The sequence below is a fragment of the Legionella pneumophila subsp. pneumophila str. Philadelphia 1 genome (genome assembly GCF_000008485.1).
Taxonomy (GTDB): Bacteria; Pseudomonadota; Gammaproteobacteria; order Legionellales; family Legionellaceae; genus Legionella; species Legionella pneumophila.
The window spans coordinates 14,642-40,286 of the sequence record NC_002942.5; the positions used below are offsets into that span (position 1 = coordinate 14,642).

Consider the following 25,645-nt stretch of genomic DNA (forward strand, 5'->3'; position numbering starts at 1 on the left):
ACAAGAAAATCTTTAACTTATTAACCATAAATATAATTTTTATTTATCTTCTTAGGAGGTCCTGTTCTCTGCAATGACTTTTTCTAATGTTTTTGCCGTTTGTCCCCCGTATAATTTTTTAATTAATTGCCCTTTTGGGTTAAATACAAAAGTTACAGGCACTCCTGTGATGTCTCCTAATTGTAAATCCTGAGCCGGATCCTTTAACAAATTAGGGTAGTTAATATTAAATTTTTTAATTAGTAATTTTTGCTCTGGTAAGGGAAGAGCATCGTAATTGACTGCGTATAGGGCTACTGCCTCATTTTTATGGTTTTTGTAAAAGCGATTAAATTCAGGGATTTCATCGACACAGGTTTCACACCAGCTTGCCCAATAGTTGATAAAAACCCATTTTCCTTTAAGTGATGAAAAAGGAATATTGTGACCAAAAGTGTCTTTCAAAAGCGCTTCTGCATGAGTAGAGAAGGGAGTAATTGCTAAAACCAGCAGGTATATGAAAGTAGGTATTAAGCGCTTCATGATCACCTCTTGAATAGTCAAAATTGTTTACGGTTATTATTGTTAACCAAATTGGACATAAGAAAATGCATGTATTTGCTTATGTCCAACTTACTAACTTTAAGACAGCTCAAATGGGTTACTAAAAGTTAAATAGTAACAATAGGCCACTAGTTTATCAGGAAACAATCAGACTCCCAAATTCAACCGGACCTCTTCTTCCTCTTGAATGGCCGAATGGGTTTGTTTTGCTGCCAAAATACTGTGTTTCTTTAACCCATCCAAAATATCCAGAGAGTCTTTATTATTACGCCAGCTCGCTTTTGTTCGCCAATCGAATACAGTTGGTTCGCTTTCCGGAAGGCATGATGGTGTGGGGATGGGAGCTCGTTGTGGATTTCTGCGTTTTTCATCTGCGATAATTTCGGCGAGCTTTTCATCAGAAACAGGCATAACCGAGCCGTCATAAAGATAAGGAAAGAGACGTAATTTGGTAACTAATTTAAAGGCAGCCCATTTACTGGTTAGCTCTTTATACCCATGTTTTTCAGGGTTTTCTCTGAGTGCCTCATATTCAGAAGGAGAAATTATGTGAATTTGACTGAGATTGTTGCGGTAATATACTTTTCCTTTACTTAAAACCAGCAATGGTTGATGTTGTCTTGAGTTAAAATCAACGTCGGGCATATGCACCAAACCACCGAATTTTTTTTGCTCCGGTATTACACCTCCTGATAATACTTGATTGATGTCCTTTAGTGATGCGGTCATACCGTTTAGGCAAGCTAAACGGTTAAATTGATTAAGGCAGGTATCAAATTTCCCATCCCCACGTGCTCGAGACGGAGCCTCTGTTGTATTAGGGGTTGGATCATAGGGTCTCACTGTATAAACTCCAACACGATTTACTTCATCATGAAGATTATTAGCCAGGATATTGCCCCATACTCCGAAACGCTCTTTTAATACGACACGTAAATCGCCAATCATGGACATATGTCCTGTAGCAAAATGATCAGAATAGTAGTGAAAAGTAAACAGCTCTATAGAATAAGCTTGGGCGTGATAGCGATTCGCCAAATCAAGCAGGGTATTGCTTGAAAGAGTTTCATTCTTATTTTGTAATGAGATTTTTAAAGTACTCAAGTCAGGGTTATCTGATTGATAGTTTCTGTCGGTAGCCAATTGTTTTAATTCGTAGGATAAACGTGCATATCTCAATGCGATAGCGTGACCCAATATATAAACTCGAATAGACCATGGCGTAAAATGAGTTTGGTTCCGAACAAGCATTTCCCCATAGTCTTTGACGCGAAAATAATACATCAGTTGTTGAGCATAGAAATTCAACGTAGGCGAAAAGGGCACATAGTTAGCATTATTAATGGAATAAATGCGATCAATTTCTTTTCGAGTAACATCAGGAGCAGCCAGGTTATTGTATGCTGTAATTAAAGCATTCTCTTCTTTAGGATCTATAGGTTTGCGAATGAGGTGTTTTCCCAATTCTGCCGGGGAGTTGAATAGCTCGCATTTGGGCAGATCCAAATCCATAGTCCAATTAGCCTGTGTAAAGTAGTCACCCGCCATGGCAATAATTTCGCCAGCGGACATCTCCAGCTCCATTGGCTCAGGCAGGTTGTTTTCACCGAATCGTTGAAGTCGCAGATGGAGCACGCCAAACTCATCTATTCGTAAATATGGATTGCCTTCGATTTTATCCATGAGCAAACCATTGCCCAGCTCTGTATGTTCCGTTGTGTTCATAAATTCTGCTCCTATCCTTAGAGTCTATTTTCATCATATCCTTGATAACTGAACGTGCCAATAGTTTAAATAATAGTAAATCAATTAGGAAACCATACTATTTTGAACTATCTTAATATAAGACAGTAATTAATTGGTAATTAAGATGAAAGCAATGGAAGTAGAGCAGTTAATCCAGGGAACATTAATACGAGATGGTGGAGGAGTTAAATTACGTCGCTATATAGGAGCTGATAAAACCAATCACTTTGAACCTATACTGCTTTTTGACTATTTTGACAGTTCAGATCCATTGGATTATCTCGCCGGGTTTCCGCCTCATCCGCATCGCGGATTTGAAACAATTACCTATCTGATGGAGGGAAGCATTACCCATGAAGACAATAAAGGTAACAAAGGAGTAATAAACGCAGGTGGTGTGCAGTGGATGACTGCAGGAAAAGGGATTATTCATTCGGAAATGCCTTCGTCTTCAACGGACCGGTTGCATGGTTTGCAGTTGTGGTTAAATTTGCCTGCTGCAGAAAAATGGCGAGAACCTCGTTATCAGGAAAAATCATCGGATCAACTACCTATTGAAGTCATGGAATCAGGTGCAACCATCAAAGTAATAGCAGGAAGAATTGATCAAGGATTGAGTTCACCCATTGTTGAAATTGCGACCCGACCTTTGTTTCTAGACATCACTCTCCCTGCCAATGCAACTATTCAACAAACGATTCCTGATGATTATCAAGCTGTCCTTTTTGTCATTGAAGGTACCGTGAATACAGGAGGACAGCAAATTACCGCAGGGACTTTAGCCAGCCTGACAAACGGTGAAAGAATACAAATAGAAGGCAAAGACAAAGAAAATAGAAATCATTGTTTACTGATAGCTGCGGCTAAACTTCATGAACCTATTGTTCGCTATGGTCCTTTTGTAATGAATACTCAAGAAGAAATTATGCAGGCAATACATGATTTTCGTACAGGACATTTTTAGTTGCTTATTGTGTTGATTTTAGCCGGATAATTAAAACTATTCGGAATGATCTTCATATATTATCTTGGTTGCTCAAAGGATTATGAGTACAATGTGAATGATTAAACACTTATGATTTCTGCGAAACTTATTTAACGTGAGTTATGGATACTTTATCTTGAATCGTTCGGGCTGAGGAGGCATTTATGCCGTCTCAAAGCCTTGTATGGAATTTAATGTTTCTTGCCAAGGCTTCGAGACGATGCTTACGCATCTCCTCAGCCCGAACGAACCCTGGATATCGACAGCTTCTTATATAATCGTAATCCATAACTCACGTTATTTAATAACAATGTATATATCAATCTGATTTTGAACAGTGTTATTAAGCGGCAGCAAGTATTCCCAACATTTCAGCCAGGATGCGATGATCAACTAAAGTGAAAAAGGAGTTTTTATGAGTTTGGAAGTGGAGCCTAAACCGCACGGTAATAATCCTTATGCCAATCGCTTTGATAACTTACCCCTCAAGGATCAAGGACGTTTCCCCCGTGTGGCTTATGTGCTGCAAGGCGGTGGCTCTTTGGGAGCCTATCAATTTGGTGTGGTTAAAGGGCTTCTTGAAGCCGGGTATGAACCGGACTGGATTGCAGCAACCTCTATTGGTGCCATACAAGCAGCGATTATTGTAGGAAATCCTCCAGAAAAGCGTGTTGAAAAACTCGAAAGATTTTGGGATGAAATTGCCCCGGGTAATTTTTTCGATTTTTTAGGTGAATCTGATATCACTTTAGATTTTTATAATAAATTAAGTGCCGCTTGTGCTTTATTATTTGGCCAGCCTGAGTTTTTTTTTCCAAAATGGTGCACCGGAACAATTCCTTTATGGGGTGATCCAACGACTCTGAGCTATTATGATACGACTCCTCTTCGCAAGACATTGCTGGATCTTATTGATTTTGAATTGCTAAATTCCTGCCCCATTCGTTTAAGTCTCGGTGCTGTTCAAATCAGCAATGGCCATTTAATCTATTTTAATAATATCAATTATCGTATAGAAGTGGAGCACATTATGGCAAGTGCTGCTTTACCTCCGGGCTTTCCTGCCGTTAATATCGATGGAGAATTGTATTGGGATGGTGGTGTGCACTCTAACACCCCATTAGAAGTTATTCTGGAGGCCATTCCTGCAGAAAATACCTTGTGTTTTCTAATTGATTGTTTTGGTGGGCGATCGTTTATTCCCAAAAACATGAGTGAAATTGAAGAGAGAAGAAAAGACATTTCATATGGAACCCATGCTCAACGTACTATTTACAATTATTTGCAGAGACAAAAAATGCGAAACTCAATGATGGAATTAAGCCGTATTTTAACGGATGAACAAAAGAAGGAGAGCGCTCATTTGTTAGATATTGGAAGCCCCCATCATTGTACCTTGGTTCATTTGGCTTACAGTTCAAGAATAGTAAAAGCGGCTTCGAAGGATTACAACTTTGGCCGAGTTGTCATTAAGAAGCGAATGGAAGCTGGGTATTCAGATGCCAAGGCTGTGCTGGCAGAAGAATCTCAATGGGGTTATTTACCTGAGGATGGAAAAAGCCGATTATATGAGTCACCCAACAATCTTTCTCGATTGTTTCGAAAACGGAAAAAAGAGGTATTTTAGTTTTAATGCCGAAAAAGGGAGGGCCTTGTCATGGGGTTTCTCTCTTTGAGAGATAAACTGATGTTGTATTATAGAGTCACCATCAAAGAGGCGCTGCATTGTGAAAGAGAAGTTTGCCACATGGTATAAAATAGTAACTAAACATATCCGGTTTTTCTTTAGTTATTCTATCCCTATGTTTTTTAAAAAGGCCAAAAATTACATCAATCTTCCCATTATTGTCGTTGGCTTGGCTCTTATTATTGGCCTTTTTCATTTATTTTCCTATTTGATCCCTTTCACTGACAATGCGTTTGTTGTTACTAATGTTACCCCTGTAGCTGCTGATGTATCTGGTTTTATTACAGAAATCTATGTAAAGAATGGCCAAAAAGTAAAGAAGAACGATCCTATATTTAGCGTTTACAGGGTTCCTTATGAGTTGGCTTATCAGCAAGCAATGGCTGATTACAAGGAAGGATTAAAAAAAATAGACGTGTTTCAAAAGCAGATTGAAAGAACGGTTGCTTTGATTAAAGCAACGGACGCTGAGCTTGAAAAAGCTCAATTTGCTCTTGGTCTTAAAAAAAATAAGAACGTGGCCGAAGCAGTATCTGTTCTTGAATTAAAAAATCTTGGTTATGATGTTTCTACTTTAAGTAATAAAAGAAATGCTCTGCAACAGGAAGTGGCGGTTTTGCAAGCCAAGATTGAACAACAAAGACATACTGTCGCCAGCCTTAAGGCAAAAATGGATAATGCCAAGGTTAATCTTGATTTAACCATTGTCAGAGCTCCTGGTGATGGAGTGATAGATAATATGTATGTTTCTCCAAATACCCCTATCGAGATCCATAAACCGGTGTTTTCTTTTATAGATACTGCAAATTATTATATCCAGGCTAATTTTAATGAAACGGACTTACGCAATGTACGTCAAGGTGATAAAGCGTATATCATTTTACGCATGTATTATTTTGACAAAATATTTCATGGGGTTGTTGTCAACTCGTTATGGGCTGCTGAACGACAAAGCACTGCTCCAAAGAGTCAAATTCAGGTTGTTACAAATCAAAATGAATGGCTGTTGCTTCCTCAGCGATTTCCATTACAAATCAAGATATTGGATCCCGATCCTGACTATCCTTTAAATCCTGGCGCCAGTGCTTATGTTTATATCTCAACTAAAAGATAAGCTCGCATCCTACGATAGGTATAAAGAACATCGTATTAATGGACTAAAAGCAGTATTTGTTTTGGAACTGATGATTATATTTTACTTTTTTTCTTCCATTGACAATCCGTATTTCTATTATTTTTATGCCCCAATCACATGTTTTACTGTGGAGGCGGCGGGAACAACCCTAAAAGAGAAGTACATGCTTTTACTCTATACCCTTTTAGGAAGCATACTCTCTATATTCTTATTCGGCATAATTTCTGTATACAACGTGCTTTTTATTTTTTTCGTTTTTTTCTATACCTTGGCTCTTTATTTCCTCGTGCTTCACCATTTTAAAAAAATGCTTGTTATTGTTCCATTGATGCTAAGTTTGGCGTCCTATTCCCTGATTTATGGTGTGGAGGCAGATAGCAATTTTTATATTGCTATTAATAATGCTTTATATACCTTGGCAGCCATGGCGGTAATCTTCGCTGGATTATTTATTTTTCCCAAAAAGTATTATTTTGATATTTGGGAGCGTGCCTTTCTCGAAGTCATTACCGGCCTGGAATCTCTATCTGCAAAAATTTGTAAGGGAGAAGTCAAAACTATCGCCATTTTTTCGGGCATTATTGTGATGGAGCGTTATTCCAAAATGCTGCCAAGAAATATTAAGTGCTACAGTATATTAAAGATAACCATTTTATCTTTTGAGTTAATCTTGACCATGTCTTACTTGCTGTCTTTTCAAAAGCAACTGCGTAAGGAATACGTTATTGTTTTACATCATTATCTTGAACGTCTTTGTCAATCCTGTAAAGCGAGGCAACCACTGATACTCTCAGACCAGGAGCTGCCTGCATTTAAAGAAACGCATGAGTTGGAAATTTTGTATCAATTAATTTTAAGCTGGAATTACTTATGCGCCGATGGTTAGGAGTACAGGCATTTTCTTATGTTGAGCTGCGCTCTATTCAGATCAGTACGGTCTTTGCGTTTACTATTTTTGTCCAGGAATGGTTGCGTTATCCGCGGGCCGGGTGGACGGGCTTTGCTGTCATGATGATTTATGCCGGTTTTGATAATGGAACAACCATATTCAGGACTTATCATCGGTTTTTAGGAGTGCTTTTAGGCTTATTCACCGGATATCTATTATGGTTTGTAGGTCATCTGGATTATCGAACGTTAATTCTGATTATGCCTTTAATGGTTTTTTTCGCGTTTTTCCTGGTAGGAAGAGCATACAGTGTTCCCACTGTATTTACGGTCAATGTGTCAGTACTTGGTTCTGGTTACTTTAGTACGGAAGATACGCTCCCAGTCACCTATTTTATTATCGATTATACTCTTTGCACGTTGATCGCCTTTACTATTATTCTAGGCTTTGAATACTTTTGGTTTAGGCATTACGGACTGATGCAGCGATTTATCAAAAGTACTCAGGCTGAAGTGATTGATGATCTTTACAGGCTGGTTCGTTTGCTAAATCAGGGTAAAATAAAGAAAACAGAATGGTTCCAGGCTTGTATCAAATTGACTGACAGTTTGTTTGAGGTCAATAAGCTCATAACAAACTCCCAGTTTTTAATCAGTTCAGAACATGCTGTAGGGGATGAATTTAATCAGTTTGTGGAATTGGCTAATCGTATTTTCATTGGCTTGAAAGCCTTATATATGGCTTATTATACGAAACATTATCATACGTTTGATTATTATCAACTATTTCAACAGGTTCAAAAAGATTTGGTGCGCTTAAAAGATTTTGTTGCAGGGGAGCAAACAATTGATCTTAGTGAGGGAGTAAAGCATGCTACGTCCGGTTAAAATCATTTTATTATCAGTCTTTTTAGTCGGATGCTATAGTGAGCCTTATCACAGACCCCATGTTGAAGTAATTAATAAATGGTCGGTAAAAGACAAGAATGTTAAAAATATCGATAGCAAGAATATTCCTTACATAGCCTGGTGGCGTGATTTTAAAGACCCCACTCTCAACCAGTTGATTGAAAGAGGGTTGATTTCCAATACAAGCCTTGGCATGTCAAGAGGGAGCATTGAAGCGGCAGAGGGTGAGCTTAAAAAAATTCGTTATCAGTGGGTGCCTACCCTCGATCTTATGACTGGTTATTCAAGAAATCCGGCAACGGGTTTTCCTGGCGTTCTGATTGTTTTTATTCCTAACTATACAATAAACATAATCAATCAAATAAGAGAGCAAAAAAGAGCAAAATATACTCTTGCACAAGTAAAAGCAGAAGATGATGCTCTCAAACTAACAATTATTTCTCAAATAGCGGCAAGTTATTTCACCTATCTTGCAGAAATAGAACGCAAAGAATTTTTACAGACATTAGCCAATGATCTAACTCAGTTGGCAAAGGTTGCCAGTAAAGTTTACCAAGGAGGATTAAGTTCTGAAATTGAGCAGGAAGAGTTGTATAGCCAGGTCAATTTGATACAAGGCGAACTCGAGGTAACAGAGCGTAATATCGTTATAAGTCGCAATGCTCTCCGGTATTTACTAAACCAAAATCCAGGGGAAATAAAAACAGTTAAAAAATTATTACAACTTAAAAATCGTAAATTAATACCCGGTTCTTTACCGTTAACAGTTCTTGAAAATCGGCCTGATATGCAAGTAGCTGAAAATCGTTTGCGTGCTTCACATGAAGGAATTGGTGTTGCAGAAAGTAATCTTTTGCCTACTATACAATTAGATTATATTGGTGGTTTGGCAGCTGGAGATAGCCGCTACGCATTACCGAAAAAAACGGTGAAATTTAATGATCAATTGTTGAAAGCCCCCATTATTGATATGCCTGTTTTAGGTGCAGTAGCTAAGGCTAAAGGCGTAAATAAGGTTTCTTATTATAATTATATTGATACTTTACAAAAAGCATTAAGAGATACGACCAATGCCTTATCAGAAAATGAGCGTTTAACCAATAAGCTCAAACAAACTGCGTCGGCTCAAAAACATTTGGCAAAAGCGTATAATTTGAACGACAGGTTATATCAGACAGGTATTCAAAGTTATATAGAAACCTTAAATAGCAAAATTTCGCTCGATAAAATCAACATCAGTTTAAATCAGGATAAATTACAAGAACTACTAAGCATTGTACGTTTATATCAAGAACTGGCTGGAGGTTATCGCGCCAATTTAGAGTCTGAAATAAAGTCTTCTGTCTGAGCAAACAGAACTCTGTTATAAATTATTAATTACGAATAGGGGCGTATTTCATTTTTCATAGTACCCAGCTTATCTTCTTCTACAGTGCCTCCCTGATTCAGTCTTTTGTGGTTGTTTTTAGTGCATAGTGAGCATAAATGGGCATATATCAAGGCAGGATATGCAAATAAATATTGCATAATGTTTAATTTTGTGACATTATTTGCGCCATTGTGTATCCTGTGAGAGTTGTGTATGTTAAAAAAAACAATGTTTTTTATTTTGTCGATATCTGCTTCAAGTATTTTTGCTGCTGACAATGTAGATTTGTATCAAGCCCCTCTCAATAGCATCAATAAATACCCTATACTACAAACACCAAAGAATGCGATTATTTTAAAGAGTTCTTCTGCTGTTATTGATAATTCATTGCAAAAATTAAATCAAACAAAAGAAGACAATCAAATGATAGTTCGTTATCAACAACTGTATAAAGGAATACCTGTTATTGGCGCCCAAGTGATGATTACTAAAGGAACAGATTCTGGAGTGCAGTCCAATGATAATGCAGAGGTGAACGGGCATTTATTGGAAAATATAGAACTTAATACGAAACCGGCTATTAGTGCGCAACAAGCGAAGGAATATGCAAAAAAATCCTATTTTCAATTTAGCTCCCAATCTAACATACAACAGGAAACAGCTGAATTACAGATTCGGCCAGACCATAATAACCAATTAAAGCTGGTTTATTTGGTTTCATTTAAAAGCGTGCAGCAGGATGGTAAGCCAGACTGGCCTTTTTTTGTTATTGATGCTCAAACAGGAGCTTTGATTAAGCAATGGAACAATATCAAAAATTATTTGGATACAGGGCCTGGAGGTAATGAGAAAGTTCAGGAATATTGGTATGGTAAAGATGGATTACCTGCTTTGGATGTGACTCAAAATGGCAGCCAATGCGTCATGGAAAACTCAAAAGTCAAGTTGGTTAATCTCCATTCTCAATGGGATTGGGAAAACACGATAAATACTCCTTTTGAATACGTTTGTAACAATAATATAGAAGAGAATATTAATGGAGGATTTTCTCCTGGCAATGATGCGTATTATTTCGGACATGTTATTGTTGGTATGTACAAAGACTGGTATGGACTTAATGCCTTACAACATTCTAATGGTGCTCCAATGCAATTGGTTATGCGAGTTCATTTTGGGCAAAACTATGATAATGCTTTTTGGGATGGACAAGCCATGTCATTTGGAGATGGGTTGGATTTTTACCCATTGGTTTCTTTAGATGTAGCCGGTCATGAAGTGACTCATGGTTTTACAGAGCAGCATTCTGGTCTTGAGTACCATGATCAATCAGGTGCACTTAATGAATCCCTATCTGATATGGCAGGACAAGCGTCAAGAGCTTATCTTTTGGAAAAAAATCCTCAGTTGTATAACAAAGCTTACTTACAGCCCAATGAAGTCACATGGGGTATTGGTGAAACAATAGTTCGTGATTCTTATGGCAAAGCTTTGCGATTCATGGATTACCCATCCTCTGATGGAAGCTCTGCAGATTGTTTAGACAAAGGTATTGCGCAAAACAATGGCAGCTATTGTGCTATCAGTTATGATGAGGTAGTAGCCTATGCCAATACACATATCGCACTTCCTCAAGAACGCCAGAGCTTCATAGTTCATACAGCCAGCGGTGTGTTCAATAAGGCTTTTTACCTAATGTCTAAGGATATGGGTATTAAAAACGCTTATCACATCATGGTTGTTGCTAACACAAAATATTGGACTCCTACGACAGACTTTAAAAATGGAGCTTGCGGAGTCATTTATGCTGCCAGGGATTTAAATACCGATATCAATAAGGTTAAGTCCGCTTTTGGTCAAGTAGGTATTGATACAGCCGGGTGTGTTATTTAGGGGAGCAAAAGCAGCTCCCGGCAAGTTTTTGCTCCAACAAACTGCGGTGATCTCTTGTGGTTCATCGCGAGCCATTTTTGCTCGCAGTGTTGTTTGCTGGGCATAGAAATTAGTATATAATCAAACAGGATCTTTCTTTTAGATTTCTTTGGAATAGAAACCTTAATAAGCTTTGATTTTAAAATCATTGGGATTATATATTACTTTCGTATTAGGAACAGAATGGCATTTTTTTTAATCACGCTTTGCATACTAATATTGAGTTTTTTCTGCCTGGCCGTAATGGTTTTAAAATTTATTCAGCAGCCTTCCTTGCCTCTATCCTTCTCCCAATATGTTAAATTAATGTGTAGCGGAGTTATTGCTTTTATTGCAGATACAGTGGGGGTCGGCAGTTTCGCCGTTAATGTAGCCTTGGCAAAATTATTAGGCACTTTTCGTGATGATGAATTACCTGCTGTAAATAATGGCGCTCAAGTCCTCCCTGGCGCTATCGAATCTTTATTTTTCATATACATGGTAGATGTTGATTTAACTACGCTACTTACTTTAGTTACCGGAACCTGTATTGGTGGGTTAGTAGGTGGTTTTGTAGTTAGCCAGTTAAGCAAGCAAGCCATTAGACTGGCAATGATTTGTTCATTTGCCCTAATCATTGTTCTTTTAATAGCTCATCAATTGCGTCTATTGCCAGTAGGTGGTGATTTGACAGAATTGCATTCCTGGAAGCTGGTTATTGGCTTTTTTGCTATGGTAGTTTGTGGCTCTCTTACCTCTGTCGGAGTAGGGCTTTTTGTCATGGTGCAAGGTGTTTTATTTTTAATGAATGTTTCACCAGTTGTCGCTTTTCCTATCATGACAACTGCAGGAGCCATGCAACAGCCGCTGACCACATTAGTTTTTTTACAAAAAAATAAAATCCCGTTAAAAAAGACTTTGATTTTAAGCTTTTCAGGATGTCTGGGTGTTATGATCACCATTCCAATTTTTACAAAATTAACAATAACCTGGCTGCATTTTTTACTTTTATTTATCCTTATCTATAATTTTTTAGCAATTGGTCATACTTATTTACGATCAAGACCTGTCAAACAATACGTCCAATCATCTGTTAAACTTGCGGCAGCGGACTGAGTCTCTCAGTTTATAATTTTTCTTCATTGTTTTTTCGGGAACAGGGCTTTTAAAGCTATGGCTAACTAATAGGATGATGCAGGTTGATGTTGGTATTTGCTTGTTTTTATTCAAAATTGATTAGAGCCTATCCTATCTGGATAGGTACTTATATAGTATAATTAACGTTATTTTAATAAATATATCGCCCTATGGATGAACAAATCAGTAAATCACAGAAAAAAAGAGATGCTCATTATTTACAAGATATAGGCATTAAATTTATTGATTTAAGCGCATCCAAACTGGATTCTTTGCCCCTTCCCGATAATTTACGTCAAGCAATTGTTGACGCCAGGTCAATCAAAAGCCATGGGGCTAAAAGACGACAGGCGCAATTAATAGGCAAGTTAATGCGTGCAGCCGATTTTGAAGCCATTCTTGCTGCCTATGAGAAAATCCTTGAAGAAGAGAGTTCAGTTACGGCCTCTTTTCATGAGATAGAGCTGTGGCGCGACAGGTTATTACAAGATGGAAAAGACGCTTTGACAGAGTTTATCGATGCTTATCAACCTGAGGACGTGCAACAATTAAGGCAACTGATTAAAAAGGCATTAGATGATCAGATGAAAGAGAAAAATACGGGTGCTGCTAAAGCACTGTTTCGCTATTTAAGGTCTTTAATAAAATGAATTACTCTCTATTCATTAGTTGTTCAAAAGGTTTGGAGTATTTGCTGGAAGACGAACTCAAGGGATTGGGGCTTCATGTGACTCAGGTGAGTCCTCAAGGTGTCTATGGTGAGGCTAGCCTGCCTGTAATTTATAATTTATGTTTATGGTCAAGACTTGCTAACAGAATACAGCTTATTTTATTTAGTGGCCATGCCACAAAAGAGCAAGCAGTACATCAGTTATGTACCGATTTTCATTGGCAAACTGTTTTTACCCATGATAAAACCATAGCTATTGAATTTCATGGTGCCTCTGAGCAAATTCGTAATACCATGTTTGGCGCTCAGATAGTCAAAGATGGAATAGTGGATCATTTTCGTCGCTTGAATGGTTCAAGGCCTTCTGTCGACAAAGAAAAACCGCAAATTTTAATTCACGCTCATTTGAAAAATGATATTTTAACGGTGAGTTTTGATTTGGTTGGATATAGCCTGCATCAAAGAGGATATCGTAAAAAAGCAGGCAAGGCTCCTTTAAAGGAGAACGTTGCAGCAGCCATGTTATTAAGGGCCAAATGGCCAGAGCTAGCCGCACAGGGATATAGCTTACATGATCCGTTTTGTGGCTCTGGAACATTAGTTATAGAAGCAGCCATGATGGCAGCTCATATTGCTCCAGGTTTATTACGACAAGATCAATCCTTACAATATTGGGCTCGGCATCAGAGTTCTTTGTGGGAAAAATTGCGAACTCAGGCATTACAGCAAGTGAAGCCGCTGGCAGTTAAGCTGATTGGTACTGACGCTGACAGCAAAATAATTACTCTTGCGCGTTCCAATGCTGAGAGAGCAGGCGTATTACCTTTGGTTGAATTTAATACATTATCGCTAAATGCTTGTAGACCAGGGACAAAAAGAGGATTAGTTGTTTGTAATCCACCTTACGGTGAGCGATTGGGGGAGGTAACTCAACTTGTTCCTTTATATCAAGAATTGGGTACTACATTACATACTTGTTATCAAGGTTGGCAAGCGGCTATTTTAACTTCCAGTCCAGTTTTGGCTAAAGCATTAGGATTACGAGCTGATAAGCAATATACTTTATATAATGGCCCATTAGAGTGCAAACTCTATTGTTTGACTCTTTCTGCGGCAAATAAACTAAAAAATACCCCGAATGCCCCGCTTTCTGATAATGCACAAATGCTATTTAACCGATTGGAAAAAAACAGGAATCATTTACAGAAATGGGCAAGAAAAAATCAAATCACCTGTTATCGAATTTACGATGCGGATTTACCCGAATATGCCTATGCCATAGACATATATAATGACTATGCTGTACTGCAAGAATATGCGCCACCAGCCAGCATTCCAGTACACAAGGCAGAAAAACGCAGCCTTGAGATGCTGCAAGTCGTTCCACGGGCCTTAGGTATTCACCCTGAAAAATTAATAGTTAAACAAAGAAAGCAGCAAAAGGGCTCAGAACAATATCAAAAAATAGGCAAAACCAGCCAAAGATTGATAGTGACAGAAGGTAAGGCAAAATTGATAGTGAATTTGTATGATTATCTTGACACAGGACTATTTCTGGATCATAGACTTATGCGCTTGAAATTTGCTCAATTAGAGCCGGGAACTCGATTTTTGAACTGTTTTTGTTATACCGCCAGTGCAAGCGTCCATGCTGCCTTGGCCGGTGCATTAACCACGAATGTTGATTTATCCAAAACGTATTTGCTTTGGGCGGAAGATAATTTTAGATTAAATGATATTAATTTATCCAAGCATCAATTTTTGCAATACGATTGTAAGGAATGGATGAAAACTACCAGGGATAAATTTGATGTTATTTTTTTAGATCCCCCCAGCTTTTCAAACTCAAAGCGTATGAGCGATATTTTAGACATTCAAAGAGATCATGTCTCTTTGATTAACATGGCAATGCGGTTGTTAAATCCTGATGGTGTTTTATATTTCTCAACTAATCTGCGCCAATTTAAGTTAGAGCCAATGTTAAAAGAGAAATATGCAGTACAAGACATTACTCCGCAGACCATCGATCAGGATTTTAAACGAAATAGCAAAATTCACCATTGTTTTAAAATTGTAATGCCGCATTTTGCGGATAACTGAATAATTCAGTTATTTATTATTAGATCTCTTGCCGAGCTTCCCTTTCATAAGCGTGAAGCTCGACTCTCTTTAAGATTTGGATTTTGTTTTGGTTTTGCTTATTTCTTCAGTATTTACTTCTTCGTTCCCGTAAATTTGTTCTCTCAGGGAATTCATTAGTCCTGCCATAAAGAACAATTCCGCTGTTAAATACAAAGGCGCAATAAGGGCTTGGGTAAAATTAACCATAAAAGCAGGTTTTTTTCCTTCAATAAAATGACCGTAAAATTGCAATCCCCAGCCTACAACAAAAGTAATAATAAATACCCAAAGTCCGAATTTCGTTGGGCCATCATAGTTAAACCAACTGGCCAGCCATAACAAAAAGATCAAAATGGGAGTTAATGCCAAGGCAAGTTGCCAGTTTAATAGGAAGTAATAAATGAGAGTGGCAAGCGTAGCCAAACAAGCAAGATCAGTTGCATAAACACCTGGAATAACTATTTTAACAAATCCCAGAAAAATCATGATAGAAAGCATGATTAACGGGACTCCTGCCATATGTGTATAACGTGTCGCCTGGTTTTGGTGGTAGGTTGCATAGAATTGAGCTTGCTCAATAAACGATTTCATTTTCTTTTCATCCTGAAGTTAGGGTCATGAAGAAAACATAGCACATAAAATAAAGAAGTACCAAAAAGAGAGGAGGAGTTCTTAACTATTCGTTAAATCACGGAAGCAAATCATGCTTCCGTGTCCGTGCAGGTGTTATCCACTTATCAGCGGATTGTTCTGAGATATCTCATCATTTTCAATGGAGAAAGCATATCATCTGCCTCTATGGCAAATGCAATAATGTCTTTGGATTTGGTTGTATACTGACATATCCAATTGCCTTCTCCATCATCTTCCGGATGGGGAGACCCTGACATGGTTGAAAGTAATTTATTGCTTTCTGCCAATGCCATATCATCGTTTTCAGCTGCGATTGGCCCTACAATAAACACCCAGCTTGAACTGGTATTGTAATGACTTAAATTATAGGTGATGTACATGCCCTCTAAAATTTCAGAAGACATGGACATTCCTTCCGATTGAATAGAGGGTACACTGGGGCATACCTCAGGTTTTATTGGATTTGCTAAAGAAGAGCCAGCCAAGATTACAGCACCGATAAAAGCAGTCAACTGGGTTTTCAACATCATGTTACTTCTCCTTGTTACTTAGCAGTTAAAAATCTTCAAAAGACTAACAAGTTGAATTTTCAGTTGCAACCGTTTTAAAGGGATCTAATCAGGGTTTGTTTCACATGACCTTTTGCAGCTAGCAAAAGTTAATCCATCTTTATAAGGATATTTTTCCGAGCATATACAATACATTCCCGTTCTCATGTCCTTCACGACTGGACCCAGGTATATAGGTTGCTGCGATCGTTATTCTTTTATAAAAAAGAGCAGCCCACGGTAATGCTCCGGGGATGGGGACATTATCATAATCAACCCGAGAGGTAACTAATACCGAGTATCCAAGGCCTGCTTTTAAATCTTTATTAACTGAAGCTGTTTTGAGATAGGCGTAACCAACGGCGGGCTCTAAATGGCGATGGGAATCCAGGAAGGCAATCGCGTAAAGCCCATGCCAGTTTCCCTTTTCATCAAAAAGACTTTTACCTAATCCACCACCCCATGCGGTTTCATTGTAGGACTTAATTTTTTCATTACTGTAAACATAGCGGTTATGCCAGGCATAGCCTGAAAAATACATATCATCATGGCCTTCTGTCCATGTTTGGTGGATGCGTTGACAGACGGGCTTGAGGAAACTTATCCAGCGAGAACAAGGATTGGATGTCGTTTCCGCTGCAGCGGACGCATTTAAAGCGCAAATAATGGTTAAGCAGGAAATTAATCTTTTCATTCAATTTTTAACCTTTGCAGGGTTTCTCCTAGCTATAATTTAATGGTAGAGTTTAATTGTGTAAGGTTTTGTTAGATGGAAGATAACCGGAGTTTATGTTTATTGATAACTTAAATTTTGGAAATAAACAATAAAAAATAAACCTGAGAGCATACTATCATGGACTTGTTTCGTAAAAAAGATATAAAAGGGTCGCTAGACAATGAATCACATTTAGCTAAATGCCTTAGTGTTTTTGACCTTACCTTTTTGGGAGTGGGCGCGATTATAGGTGCTGGTATTTTCGTTCTTACAGGAATAGTAGCTGCCACTATAAGCGGACCAGCCGTGATATTCTCCTATGTTGTTGCCGGATTTGCCTGCGCCTTTGCCGCCTTATCCTATGCTGAACTGGCTGCCAGCATAGGGGGTTGTGGCAGTGCTTATGGATATGCTTACGCAGGTTTTGGTGAGTTAATCGCGTGGATCGTCGGATGGGATTTGTTATTGGAATATTCTATTGCTGTATCGGCTGTTTCCATCGGCTGGAGTGGTTATGCCAATGATTTTTTAATGGCTCTGAAAATATTTATTCCAACTCATTTATTACATGGTCCCGCTGACGGTGGGGATCTCAATATTTTAGCCATTTTGATCATAGCTGTTTTAACTACATTATTAATTGTTGGTGTGAAATCCAGTTCTCGATTTAATAATATCATGGTGCTTGTTAAGCTTTTGGTTATTTTTATTTTCATAGCTATCGCATTTGGTGAAGTGAAGGTTGAAAATTGGTCTTCTTTCATGCCCTATGGTTGGGCTGGTGTTATGAAAGGTGCTTCAATCATCTTTTTTGCCTACGTGGGGTTTGATGCTGTTTCTACTGCTGCTGAAGAAGCAATTAATCCTCAACGAGACTTACCCATAGGGATAATCGCTTCTCTGGCTATTTGTACAGTGATCTATATTCTGGTTTCAGGTTTATTAACAGGGATTGCTCATTACACTACCCTTAACGTTTCATCACCAATCAGTCATGTCCTGCTTGTCTTGGGTTATAAAACAGCAGCCGGACTGGTCGGTGTAGGCGCAATTGCTGGTTTAACCACAGTTATGTTAGTTCTGTTCTATGGATTAACCAGAGTATTTTTAGCAATGTCAAGGGATGGCTTATTGCCAAGGTTCTTATCAAAAACGAACGAACACACTAAAACACCAATTCGAATTATATTGCTATGTGGCATATTAATGGCATCTCTCGCCTCAGTAACTCCTATTGGTACTCTAGCGGAGCTAGTTAATATTGGCACCTTGTTTGCCTTTATTGTTGTTTGTGGAGGTGTTTTATATTTAAGGCGAACTCATCCTGATATGGAAAGACCATTTAAAACTCCATTTATGCCTTATGTTCCTATACTAGGCATAATAAGCTGTTTTTATTTAATTTTAAATTTGCCATGGGTAACGATATTGCGTTTTATAATTTGGATGGCGGTAGGTATGGCTGTCTATTTTGCATTTAGCAGGGGAAATAGTGCTTTGAGTGTTGAGGGGGATTGTGCCGCCGAGTGAGATTGGACTCTAAGCTGTTGGTGCGATGTTTACAATAGCAGCAGCAACTAAGGCTGCTGCTGGAATGGTCAACAACCAGGAGTAGAATATCCTGCGTAAAACTTTCCAGTGGGCGCCACCTATGCCACTGATTAGCCCAACTCCCGCAATGGAGCCAGTGACCGTATGGGTGGTTGAGACAGGTACTCCAAATTCTGTTGCAGCGAAAATGGTAATGGCTGCTCCTGTTTCAGCAGCACAACCCTTCAGGGTGTTAAGTTTGGTAATTTTAGTTCCCATGGTATGCACAATCCTCCAGCCACCAGCCAAAGTCCCCAGACTAATTACCCCATGACATGAAATGACGACCCAAAATGGCACATAAAATACACCATCAAGCCAAGATGCGGAAAAAAGTAATACCGCGATGATACCCATCGTTTTCTGTGCGTCATTTCCTCCATGCGTGATACTCAATAATGCTGAAGATATCAGTTGAAAACTTTTAAATAATGTATTCAGTTCCTCTTCGTTCTTATGTCTGAGAAACAAAGAGAAAATATGAGTAAATAATAAGCCAATCAATAATCCCAGAACGGGAGATATAAATATCCCTGCCGCTACTTTGGCAAAACCTGTAATCTTGAGTGAAGACAGGCCTCCCTTGGCTATTGCCGCACCAGCTAATCCGCCAATTAAGGCATGAGAGGAGCTTGATGGCAGTCCATAATACCAAGTCACCAAATTCCAGAATATCGCTCCCATCAGGGCTGCTAAAATAAAATAAGTATCCACCAGATCCGTATCGATTAGTCCGTAGCCTATTGTTTGGGCTACGGTTAAATTGAAAATCAGAAAAGCAATGAAGTTAAAAAAAGCAGCCCATAGTACAGCTTGTCTTGGCGTCAAAACACCTGTAGTGACTATGGTTGCAATCGAATTGGCGGCATCATGAAATCCGTTGATAAAATCAAATACGAACGCAATAAATATGACGAATAGAATGAATATCGTATTGTAGTCCATATGTAATCATATCCTGTTAAATATAATAACTGCTCTGAGTCATTAATTTTGATACAGCATTCATCAATTGCTTAATAATATAGGGAAGTTCAACTGCTCCAGCTTCCATCGCTGTATGCGCATGATGTTCCTCATCTTCTTGCATTCTTTTTAATATGGCTATAGTTTTTTTATCCTTTTCCGGGAGATAATGCAGATGCCTTTGTAAATGAGCGGTTACCTGGCGCTCTGTTTCAGCAACAAATCCCAAGCTGACTTTATCGCCAGCCAATCCAGCCAGGGCGCCTAATAGAACCGAACCACAATACCAGATGGGATTTAAAAGGCTGGGTTTGCTGCCTAATTCATACAAACGTTCTTCGCACCAGGCCAAATGATCAACTTCTTCAGCCGCGGCACTAGCCATTTGCTCTTTGATGTGAGTAAGTCGTGCTGTTAAAGCTTGTCCTTGATAAAGCGCTTGAGCACATACTTCTCCGGCATGATTTACTCTCATTAATCCTGAAATATGTTTTTTTTCCTGAGCGGAAAGCACAGTATCAGCCAGATTTTCAGCGGGAGATTGGCGCGTTGTAATACGTTTTTGTGGCAAAACGAGGGTTCGAAGCGCACTATCGACTTCACCTATTAATCTATCGAGGAAGCTTGATGTTCGCATGGATACTTTAAAAATAAAGTGTAAGGTCTCTATGTTAACTTGATTAGTGTGTAGTTTGAAGTCATTAATCAATTAAATTTTATAAGGCAATTTAATATCGGTGGCTGCGAGTTAAGATGGAGCTATTGATGGGGTAAATTTTATACATCTATTTTGATTATTACACAATAAGATCCTAAGCTTTATTATACAGAAATGATAGGTGTAGGTCTAAATTGGCACATGATAGATAAAATGAGGAAGAGTAAAAAGCCACATCCATTAAATCATATTGCTTCAGGAGATAATTTCAGCCATCTTAACCTGTTAGAACGAGGCTTAATAAGCCAATTGATTGAATTGAGTTATGATGAAAATACCCTACATACTTTAAGCTTAAGTGGATTGAAATTACTTGGCAAGCATCCCTTATTAAAAAATACAATCACCGCAGTTTGGCATCATGATGGCAGTCATATTAATATTCTGGCATCTAATGGATTAAAATTTGATGCGCCAAAGGAATTGGAGAAATTTTTAGCTGTAGTTTCGGATTGGCATTTTTTAAAAATATATAAGACAAAGCTCAAGAAGCATTGTGAAGAAAAATTAAAGCAGCGTATCGATATTTGCCTTGATAAATATCAAGATAATTTATTTTGTATTAGTTTTTGGTTTGATTCTATTGATTGTAACTTTGAAATGCTAATGCCTTTTTTTAAAGATATTCTGGGTTTATTAAACCTGTCTTTAGCCAAATTGATGAATAAAAAAAGGGAAAAGCTGCTGACCACTATTTTGGAAAAAGCTGGCGACTCGGTCGAAATAACGAATGAAGAGGCTGTCATTCAATATGTTAATCCCGCTTTTGAGAACATCACTTTGTATAATGCCCGTGAAGCAATGAATAAAACAGTGGCGTCCTTATTGCGCTCACCGGTCGAAGACGCTCAGTTGTTTGAAGAAATAAACCAAACCCTTAAATCAGGGAATACATGGAAGGGGCAAATACGCTCAAGAAAAAAGGATGGCAGCTATTGGGTCGCTCAAACCATCATCGTTCCTGTGATGGATGATGAATTGGGGCGAATTACCCAACATATAGCAATTAAACAAGACATTACGGAACAAGTACACCGATTCAATCAACTAAAAATCAGTGAAGAACGATATCGAAATCTGATGAATGCTGTAGCGGATGGTATTTTTATCCATAATTTGCAGGGAGCATTTTTAGAAGTTAATGAAGCAGCTTGTTTGTCTTTGAATTATAGTCGGGAAGAATTAATTAATTCCTATGTTTGGGATATTGAAGTGGGATTTTCTCAGGAAAGTTTAAATCAGTTGTGGGAAAATGTGCAAAAGGGCCCCATTAATACAGAAGGCATGCACCGCAGAAAAGATGGCACAACTTTTCCTGTTGACGTTCGTTTGGCAGTTTTTAATGCGACTGGGGAGAAATTGGTTTTGGCTATCGTACGGGATATTACACTTCAAAAACGCTCTGAAGCAACTATAAGAAAATTAACACGAGCGTTAGAGCAAAGCCCTGTTTTAGTCATAATAACTGATAAAACGGGAACCATTGAGTATGTCAATGCAAAAGTCATAGAGCAAACAGGTTATCGCAAAGAAGAATTGGTTGGTGGAAATACAAGAATTTTACGGTCAGGCCAAACTCCTCATGAAATTTATAAAACCATGTGGGAACACTTAGCCAATGGGGAAGAGTGGCATGGTGAGTTGCTGAATAAAAACAAATCCGGAGAGCATTTTTGGGTATCAGCAATTATTTCTCCAATTCGTAATGATAATGAAGAGATAACTCATTATCTGGCTGTTATGGAGGATGTGACTCAGAAGAAAAGCTACGAGGAAATGTTAAAACACCAGGCAACATTTGATAATTTAACTAACCTTCCCAATCGTCTCTATGCAGTTAATAAATTGGAACGAGCTATTTCAAAATCCCACATCAACAATCAAAAATTGGCGGTGCTGTTTTTAGATTTAGATGAATTTAAACAGATTAATGATTCTTTAGGGCATGCCATCGGAGATTTATTATTAAAAGCGTTATCGGAGCGCTTTCTATCTATGATACGGCAAACCGATACTATTGCACGCTTAGGTGGTGATGAATTTATGATGATTTTAGAAAACATCATGCAGGATAAAGATGCTGAAAGTATCGCAAAAAAATGCCGGGAAATTTGTTCTCAGCCTTTTGTTATTGAATCACAAGAGCTATTGGTATCTACAAGTATAGGAATTGCAATATATCCTGAGCATGGCAAGGACGCCAAAACGTTAATGCGTAATGCAGATACAGCCATGTATCAGAGCAAGATACGGGGCAAAAATAATTGGACGGTATTTCAAAATACCATGATTGAGGGGGCAAATAACCATATCCGTATTAAGACGGAATTACATCAGGCGTTTACCCGTAATGAGTTATATATTTGCTACCAACCGATCATTGAGCTGAAGGAAAATAAGGTCGTCGCTGCGGAGGCCTTGCTACGTTGGCAGAATACAACCTTAGGTCAAATTAATCCTGATCAGATTATTCCCTTGGCCGAGGAGACCGGTATGATTATTCCATTGGGTTATTGGATTTTGGATAAGGTGTGCACACAAGCGAAAGAGTGGGAATTTATTACCGGCAGCAAGATAAAAGTAGCGGTGAATATCTCTACCTTACAATTAAAGCAAAAGGATTTTATTCATAAGGTGCAACTCATTTTGAAAAGAACAAAATTATCCGCAGATTCTCTAATTTTTGAAGTTACAGAATCGGCATTTATTGATGATTCAAAATTCATTTTATCTCAATTAAACAAATTAAGTGACATGGGCATTCATTTTTCTTTGGATGATTTTGGGGTGGGTTATTCTTTCCTGCAGTATATTAAGTCCTATCCGTTCAAAAATTTAAAAATTGATCGGGTTTTTATCCAGGGTGTAAATACAAATCATAATGAGTTAAGTTTGATTAATAGTATTATAACTATGGCGCGCAATCTGAAATTATCGGTTATTGCTGAAGGAATAGAAACAGCAGAACAGCTGGAGTTAATGCGCTCAATGAACTGCGATATGGTACAAGGATGGTATTTTTCCAAGCCTTTGAGTGGGGATAAATTTTTGTTTTATTTAATGAATAAGTAAAAATGTACCAGCTGCCGTGCCTAATTTAAAGATTTGGCACGGATGTCGGTGGCGGATTCTAACTTATTTGTTTTTACTTCAGGAGTAAAAAACAGACTACCCTTGCCATTATCATTTTAAAAAATTAACAGTTGAGTTTTGTGCTATCCATTGGTCAAGCTGATTCACTACGTCTTCTTGTTTATACCGGCTGGCAGGATGGGATGTTAATAGTCCCTTCTCAGCAAGTGCATCAGCCAGGTAAGATGTGAAAGAATGATGATGATATGCTCTGGAGGAATGGCCTAAAAAATCTTTTAATTTTTCTATGGTTTCATCTAAAGTAGCATTTTTTGCGTTGATGGAAGTATATAGGTTATTCGCTGTAGTGATTCCAAAGCTTCCATGGCGAAAAAAACTGAAAAAACCATCACCTTGTCCTCTGTTGTATTTGGGATTATTTTTATTTTCGGATTTCATGTGATAATTCGTATAATTCTGCACTGCGGTGTAAACAGCAGATTGCAAGTCACTCACTGACAAGGTGGTTTTGTCTAAAATTGCATTAATTTGTTGTTCGGCCCCTTCAGTAATTAGCTTACTGTGTGGTTTGTCCAAAGAGACTCTTTTAATTTTAGCTTGTAAATGGGCGGGTAAGCGTCTTCCCCGAGGGCCTTGTGCCCGTTCTCTTACAAAGTGGGTTAATTTTGTTTCCTCTCTCTTGCTATCCATTTTTTTGTTAGGGATAGTGGATAAATTTTCTTCTTGAGCCACTAGTCCTTTGAATTGTTGGTACTTGCTGAGAGAATCAATAGCAGCCCATGCCTCTTGTATTTCTTTGGAGGTGATTATCCTGGGGTTGTTAAGGGGTATTTTAGGCGCAAAAGGATTGATACCTCCCATTTTTTTAATACGTTCTTCTTTCTCTAAGGCTTCAAGTCTTAGTTGATACTTTATTCTGATAGAATCATAGGATTCATTGCTTTCTACATTTAGCCAGCTAAGTAAGGCTTCTGTTTTCATTAATAAACTCCCATTACAGAGCACCGTTAAATTGGCACGAGCTCTATTGCTTTCATCGCTAATTTAAACCAAGCTCTACAATAAAGGCCAGGCCTAATTTAGTGAAATTAACCATATGTTCCAGATTCAGAATATCCAAAGTATCATTGGAGGTATGAACATAAGGATTATCATCGTCTAAAGTAGTTGCAGACGGATAGGTGGTTTTAAAGCCTTCATTGGTCCAATTCACATGATCGCTGCATGCATAACCGCACTTAGTATAGCCAACAGGAGTTTTGACATAGCGAGTTAATAATTCTGCTGTAAATTCAGTTAAACCCTTATCTACATAATCTTTTAACAGCCAAATCGTTTGGTCCTTGGCGTTAGCCCTGTATCCTGCCTGGTCTAACTGCATTACTGCTTTCACCGGAATTTTTTTCTGTAAAAAATCTTGTACCACATATCCAGAGCCGATAAGTCCTCTTTCTTCAGCAGCATAAGCTATAAAATAAATTGGTCTATTGAGCTCAAAGTTCGATGAAAATACCACTCTTGCCATTTCAAGTTCAACGGATATTCCACTAGAGTCATCATCGGCACCAGGCATATTGCCGTCCAGTGTGTCAATATGTGCCCCTATAACAATGGCCTCTCCCGGTTTATCTTTTCCAATTACAGTGACGACTGAGGGTTGTATAAATTTATTTCCGGTTTTGACGAAGTAGCTCTCTACATCTTTTCTTCCATAATCTTGAGCTAAGGTATCAAATTGCTGTTTAAACCATTGTGCAGCCTCTACTCCCGTTCTGGATTTGGCAGAGCGGTTGATATAACTGGTTAAATGCTGATTGGTTTGCCATATTTTTGCCGGGTCAATTTGTTCGAACAAACTATGGACTTGTGCTTCATGATTAATCGGGTATGGGTTTGCGGTTGAGATGGAGTGGTAGCTGGTCAGTTTATCCAATAATTTTTTCGAATCGAGAAAACGATTGGAGGTTTGTTGGATATATGGCTCAGCATTAAGGTAATTTCCACAAACTGGTCTCATTTTTTGTAGAGTATTGGTAATATTTTCATCAATTGGAATGGCAATGAAGCTAAAGTGATCCGATTGCGCAATTAACCTGGCTTTGTCTTTTAATTGCTCATACAGGCAGTTTGAAACAATGATTCTATCTTCTTCAGGGGACTGAGAAAGACACCATCCAGTAATACTTGAAAAGCACAATAAAATAATGCCAACTAACCTTGATTTAAATACCATGAAAAACTCCGTTTTATTTTTTTCATTGCAATATATTACATGGAGGAGACT

21 protein-coding genes are annotated in these 25,645 nt (G+C 38.2%); 12 read left to right on the forward strand and 9 right to left on the reverse strand.

Features of this window, described 5'->3' with window-relative positions:
- Positions 1-51: 51 nt before the first annotated feature.
- Together LPG_RS00055 and cegC1 are read right to left on the reverse strand one after the other, a co-directional pair.
- Positions 52-522 (reverse strand): TlpA disulfide reductase family protein, encoded by a 471-nt coding sequence (locus tag LPG_RS00055; protein WP_010945773.1) that lies wholly within the window; start codon positions 520-522, stop codon positions 52-54.
- Positions 523-690: 168 nt separating this feature from the next.
- Positions 691-2,268: a Dot/Icm T4SS effector CegC1 gene (cegC1, locus tag LPG_RS00060; RefSeq protein WP_010945774.1), complete on the reverse strand. Its 1,578-nt coding sequence runs from the start codon at positions 2,266-2,268 to the stop codon at positions 691-693.
- 145 nt (positions 2,269-2,413) lie between these two features.
- Between cegC1 and LPG_RS00065 the strand changes: the two genes are divergently transcribed.
- From LPG_RS00065 to rlmKL, 10 genes are all read left to right on the forward strand, one after another.
- On the forward strand, positions 2,414-3,253 hold the full coding sequence (locus LPG_RS00065) for a pirin family protein (RefSeq protein ID WP_015444977.1): 840 nt from the start codon (positions 2,414-2,416) through the stop codon (positions 3,251-3,253).
- Positions 3,254-3,689: 436 nt separating this feature from the next.
- The gene (locus LPG_RS00070; RefSeq protein WP_010945776.1) at positions 3,690-4,901 is read left to right on the forward strand and encodes a patatin-like phospholipase family protein; all 1,212 of its coding nucleotides are present in this window, start codon (positions 3,690-3,692) and stop codon (positions 4,899-4,901) included.
- A 100-nt stretch (positions 4,902-5,001) separates the two neighbouring features.
- Positions 5,002-6,075, forward strand: coding sequence for an HlyD family secretion protein (locus tag LPG_RS00075; protein ID WP_010945777.1), 1,074 nt, complete (start codon positions 5,002-5,004; stop codon positions 6,073-6,075).
- The gene (locus tag LPG_RS00080; RefSeq protein WP_014840688.1) at positions 6,050-6,982 is read left to right on the forward strand and encodes a hypothetical protein; all 933 of its coding nucleotides are present in this window, start codon (positions 6,050-6,052) and stop codon (positions 6,980-6,982) included. The genes LPG_RS00075 and LPG_RS00080 overlap by 26 nt, the downstream gene beginning before the upstream one ends.
- The gene (locus LPG_RS00085; protein ID WP_016356693.1) at positions 6,967-7,872 is read left to right on the forward strand and encodes an FUSC family protein; all 906 of its coding nucleotides are present in this window, start codon (positions 6,967-6,969) and stop codon (positions 7,870-7,872) included. Before LPG_RS00080 ends, LPG_RS00085 begins: the two co-directional genes overlap by 16 nt.
- Positions 7,856-9,241, forward strand: coding sequence for a TolC family protein (locus LPG_RS00090; protein WP_010945780.1), 1,386 nt, complete (start codon positions 7,856-7,858; stop codon positions 9,239-9,241). The genes LPG_RS00085 and LPG_RS00090 overlap by 17 nt, the downstream gene beginning before the upstream one ends.
- A 234-nt stretch (positions 9,242-9,475) precedes the next feature.
- Positions 9,476-11,152, forward strand: coding sequence for a M4 family metallopeptidase (locus tag LPG_RS00095; protein WP_016356694.1), 1,677 nt, complete (start codon positions 9,476-9,478; stop codon positions 11,150-11,152).
- Between the two features lie 222 nt (positions 11,153-11,374).
- On the forward strand, positions 11,375-12,286 hold the full coding sequence (locus LPG_RS00100) for a hypothetical protein (protein ID WP_010945782.1): 912 nt from the start codon (positions 11,375-11,377) through the stop codon (positions 12,284-12,286).
- Between the two features lie 191 nt (positions 12,287-12,477).
- Complete coding sequence (gene yjgA, locus LPG_RS00105; protein ID WP_010945783.1) at positions 12,478-12,957, forward strand: ribosome biogenesis factor YjgA; 480 nt, start codon at positions 12,478-12,480, stop codon at positions 12,955-12,957.
- Positions 12,954-15,077 (forward strand): bifunctional 23S rRNA (guanine(2069)-N(7))-methyltransferase RlmK/23S rRNA (guanine(2445)-N(2))-methyltransferase RlmL, encoded by a 2,124-nt coding sequence (gene rlmKL, locus LPG_RS00110; protein WP_010945784.1) that lies wholly within the window; start codon positions 12,954-12,956, stop codon positions 15,075-15,077. Before yjgA ends, rlmKL begins: the two co-directional genes overlap by 4 nt.
- A gap of 69 nt (positions 15,078-15,146) precedes the next feature.
- On the opposite strand, the gene LPG_RS00115 is transcribed toward rlmKL, so the two are convergent.
- From LPG_RS00115 to pagP, 3 genes are all read right to left on the reverse strand, one after another.
- Positions 15,147-15,689: a DUF962 domain-containing protein gene (locus LPG_RS00115; RefSeq protein ID WP_010945785.1), complete on the reverse strand. Its 543-nt coding sequence runs from the start codon at positions 15,687-15,689 to the stop codon at positions 15,147-15,149.
- A gap of 146 nt (positions 15,690-15,835) precedes the next feature.
- Complete coding sequence (locus tag LPG_RS00120) at positions 15,836-16,261, reverse strand: DUF4949 domain-containing protein (protein WP_010945786.1); 426 nt, start codon at positions 16,259-16,261, stop codon at positions 15,836-15,838.
- A gap of 139 nt (positions 16,262-16,400) precedes the next feature.
- A complete protein-coding gene (pagP, locus tag LPG_RS00125) occupies positions 16,401-16,973 on the reverse strand; it encodes a lipid IV(A) palmitoyltransferase PagP (protein WP_010945787.1) in 573 nt (190 codons plus the stop codon).
- A 159-nt stretch (positions 16,974-17,132) separates the two neighbouring features.
- On the opposite strand from pagP, the gene LPG_RS00130 reads away from it, so the two are divergent.
- On the forward strand, positions 17,133-18,524 hold the full coding sequence (locus LPG_RS00130; RefSeq protein ID WP_010945788.1) for an amino acid permease: 1,392 nt from the start codon (positions 17,133-17,135) through the stop codon (positions 18,522-18,524).
- Positions 18,525-18,533: 9 nt separating this feature from the next.
- Here LPG_RS00130 and LPG_RS00135 read toward each other — a convergent pair whose 3' ends face one another.
- The gene (locus LPG_RS00135; protein WP_010945789.1) at positions 18,534-19,529 is read right to left on the reverse strand and encodes an inorganic phosphate transporter; all 996 of its coding nucleotides are present in this window, start codon (positions 19,527-19,529) and stop codon (positions 18,534-18,536) included.
- A gap of 16 nt (positions 19,530-19,545) precedes the next feature.
- On the reverse strand, positions 19,546-20,187 hold the full coding sequence (gene coq7 / locus LPG_RS00140; RefSeq protein WP_011214319.1) for a 2-polyprenyl-3-methyl-6-methoxy-1,4-benzoquinone monooxygenase: 642 nt from the start codon (positions 20,185-20,187) through the stop codon (positions 19,546-19,548).
- A 222-nt stretch (positions 20,188-20,409) separates the two neighbouring features.
- Between coq7 and LPG_RS00145 the strand changes: the two genes are divergently transcribed.
- Positions 20,410-23,340 carry a sensor domain-containing protein gene (locus LPG_RS00145; protein WP_016356695.1) on the forward strand — a complete coding sequence of 977 codons (2,931 nt, stop codon included), beginning with the start codon at positions 20,410-20,412 and terminating at the stop codon, positions 23,338-23,340.
- 111 nt (positions 23,341-23,451) lie between these two features.
- Here the strand turns inward: LPG_RS00145 and LPG_RS00150 are convergent, their stop codons facing one another.
- Positions 23,452-24,342: a hypothetical protein gene (locus tag LPG_RS00150; RefSeq protein ID WP_016356696.1), complete on the reverse strand. Its 891-nt coding sequence runs from the start codon at positions 24,340-24,342 to the stop codon at positions 23,452-23,454.
- 58 nt (positions 24,343-24,400) lie between these two features.
- Positions 24,401-25,594 (reverse strand): aminopeptidase LapB, encoded by a 1,194-nt coding sequence (gene lapB, locus LPG_RS00155; RefSeq protein ID WP_010945794.1) that lies wholly within the window; start codon positions 25,592-25,594, stop codon positions 24,401-24,403.
- Positions 25,595-25,645 lie beyond the last annotated feature (51 nt).

Coding starts and splice junctions, on each gene's coding strand:
- LPG_RS00055 (WP_010945773.1), bottom strand. CDS start 522: ATGAAGCGCTTAATACCTACTTTCATATACCTGCTGGTTTTAGCAATT.
- cegC1 (WP_010945774.1), bottom strand. CDS start 2,268: ATGAACACAACGGAACATACAGAGCTGGGCAATGGTTTGCTCATGGAT.
- LPG_RS00065 (WP_015444977.1), top strand. CDS start 2,414: ATGAAAGCAATGGAAGTAGAGCAGTTAATCCAGGGAACATTAATACGA.
- LPG_RS00070 (WP_010945776.1), top strand. CDS start 3,690: ATGAGTTTGGAAGTGGAGCCTAAACCGCACGGTAATAATCCTTATGCC.
- LPG_RS00080 (WP_014840688.1), top strand. CDS start 6,050: ATGTTTATATCTCAACTAAAAGATAAGCTCGCATCCTACGATAGGTAT.
- LPG_RS00085 (WP_016356693.1), top strand. CDS start 6,967: ATGCGCCGATGGTTAGGAGTACAGGCATTTTCTTATGTTGAGCTGCGC.
- LPG_RS00090 (WP_010945780.1), top strand. CDS start 7,856: ATGCTACGTCCGGTTAAAATCATTTTATTATCAGTCTTTTTAGTCGGA.
- LPG_RS00095 (WP_016356694.1), top strand. CDS start 9,476: ATGTTAAAAAAAACAATGTTTTTTATTTTGTCGATATCTGCTTCAAGT.
- LPG_RS00100 (WP_010945782.1), top strand. CDS start 11,375: ATGGCATTTTTTTTAATCACGCTTTGCATACTAATATTGAGTTTTTTC.
- yjgA (WP_010945783.1), top strand. CDS start 12,478: ATGGATGAACAAATCAGTAAATCACAGAAAAAAAGAGATGCTCATTAT.
- rlmKL (WP_010945784.1), top strand. CDS start 12,954: ATGAATTACTCTCTATTCATTAGTTGTTCAAAAGGTTTGGAGTATTTG.
- LPG_RS00115 (WP_010945785.1), bottom strand. CDS start 15,689: ATGAAATCGTTTATTGAGCAAGCTCAATTCTATGCAACCTACCACCAA.
- LPG_RS00120 (WP_010945786.1), bottom strand. CDS start 16,261: ATGATGTTGAAAACCCAGTTGACTGCTTTTATCGGTGCTGTAATCTTG.
- pagP (WP_010945787.1), bottom strand. CDS start 16,973: ATGAAAAGATTAATTTCCTGCTTAACCATTATTTGCGCTTTAAATGCG.
- LPG_RS00130 (WP_010945788.1), top strand. CDS start 17,133: ATGGACTTGTTTCGTAAAAAAGATATAAAAGGGTCGCTAGACAATGAA.
- LPG_RS00135 (WP_010945789.1), bottom strand. CDS start 19,529: ATGGACTACAATACGATATTCATTCTATTCGTCATATTTATTGCGTTC.
- coq7 (WP_011214319.1), bottom strand. CDS start 20,187: ATGCGAACATCAAGCTTCCTCGATAGATTAATAGGTGAAGTCGATAGT.
- LPG_RS00145 (WP_016356695.1), top strand. CDS start 20,410: ATGATAGATAAAATGAGGAAGAGTAAAAAGCCACATCCATTAAATCAT.
- LPG_RS00150 (WP_016356696.1), bottom strand. CDS start 24,342: ATGAAAACAGAAGCCTTACTTAGCTGGCTAAATGTAGAAAGCAATGAA.
- lapB (WP_010945794.1), bottom strand. CDS start 25,594: ATGGTATTTAAATCAAGGTTAGTTGGCATTATTTTATTGTGCTTTTCA.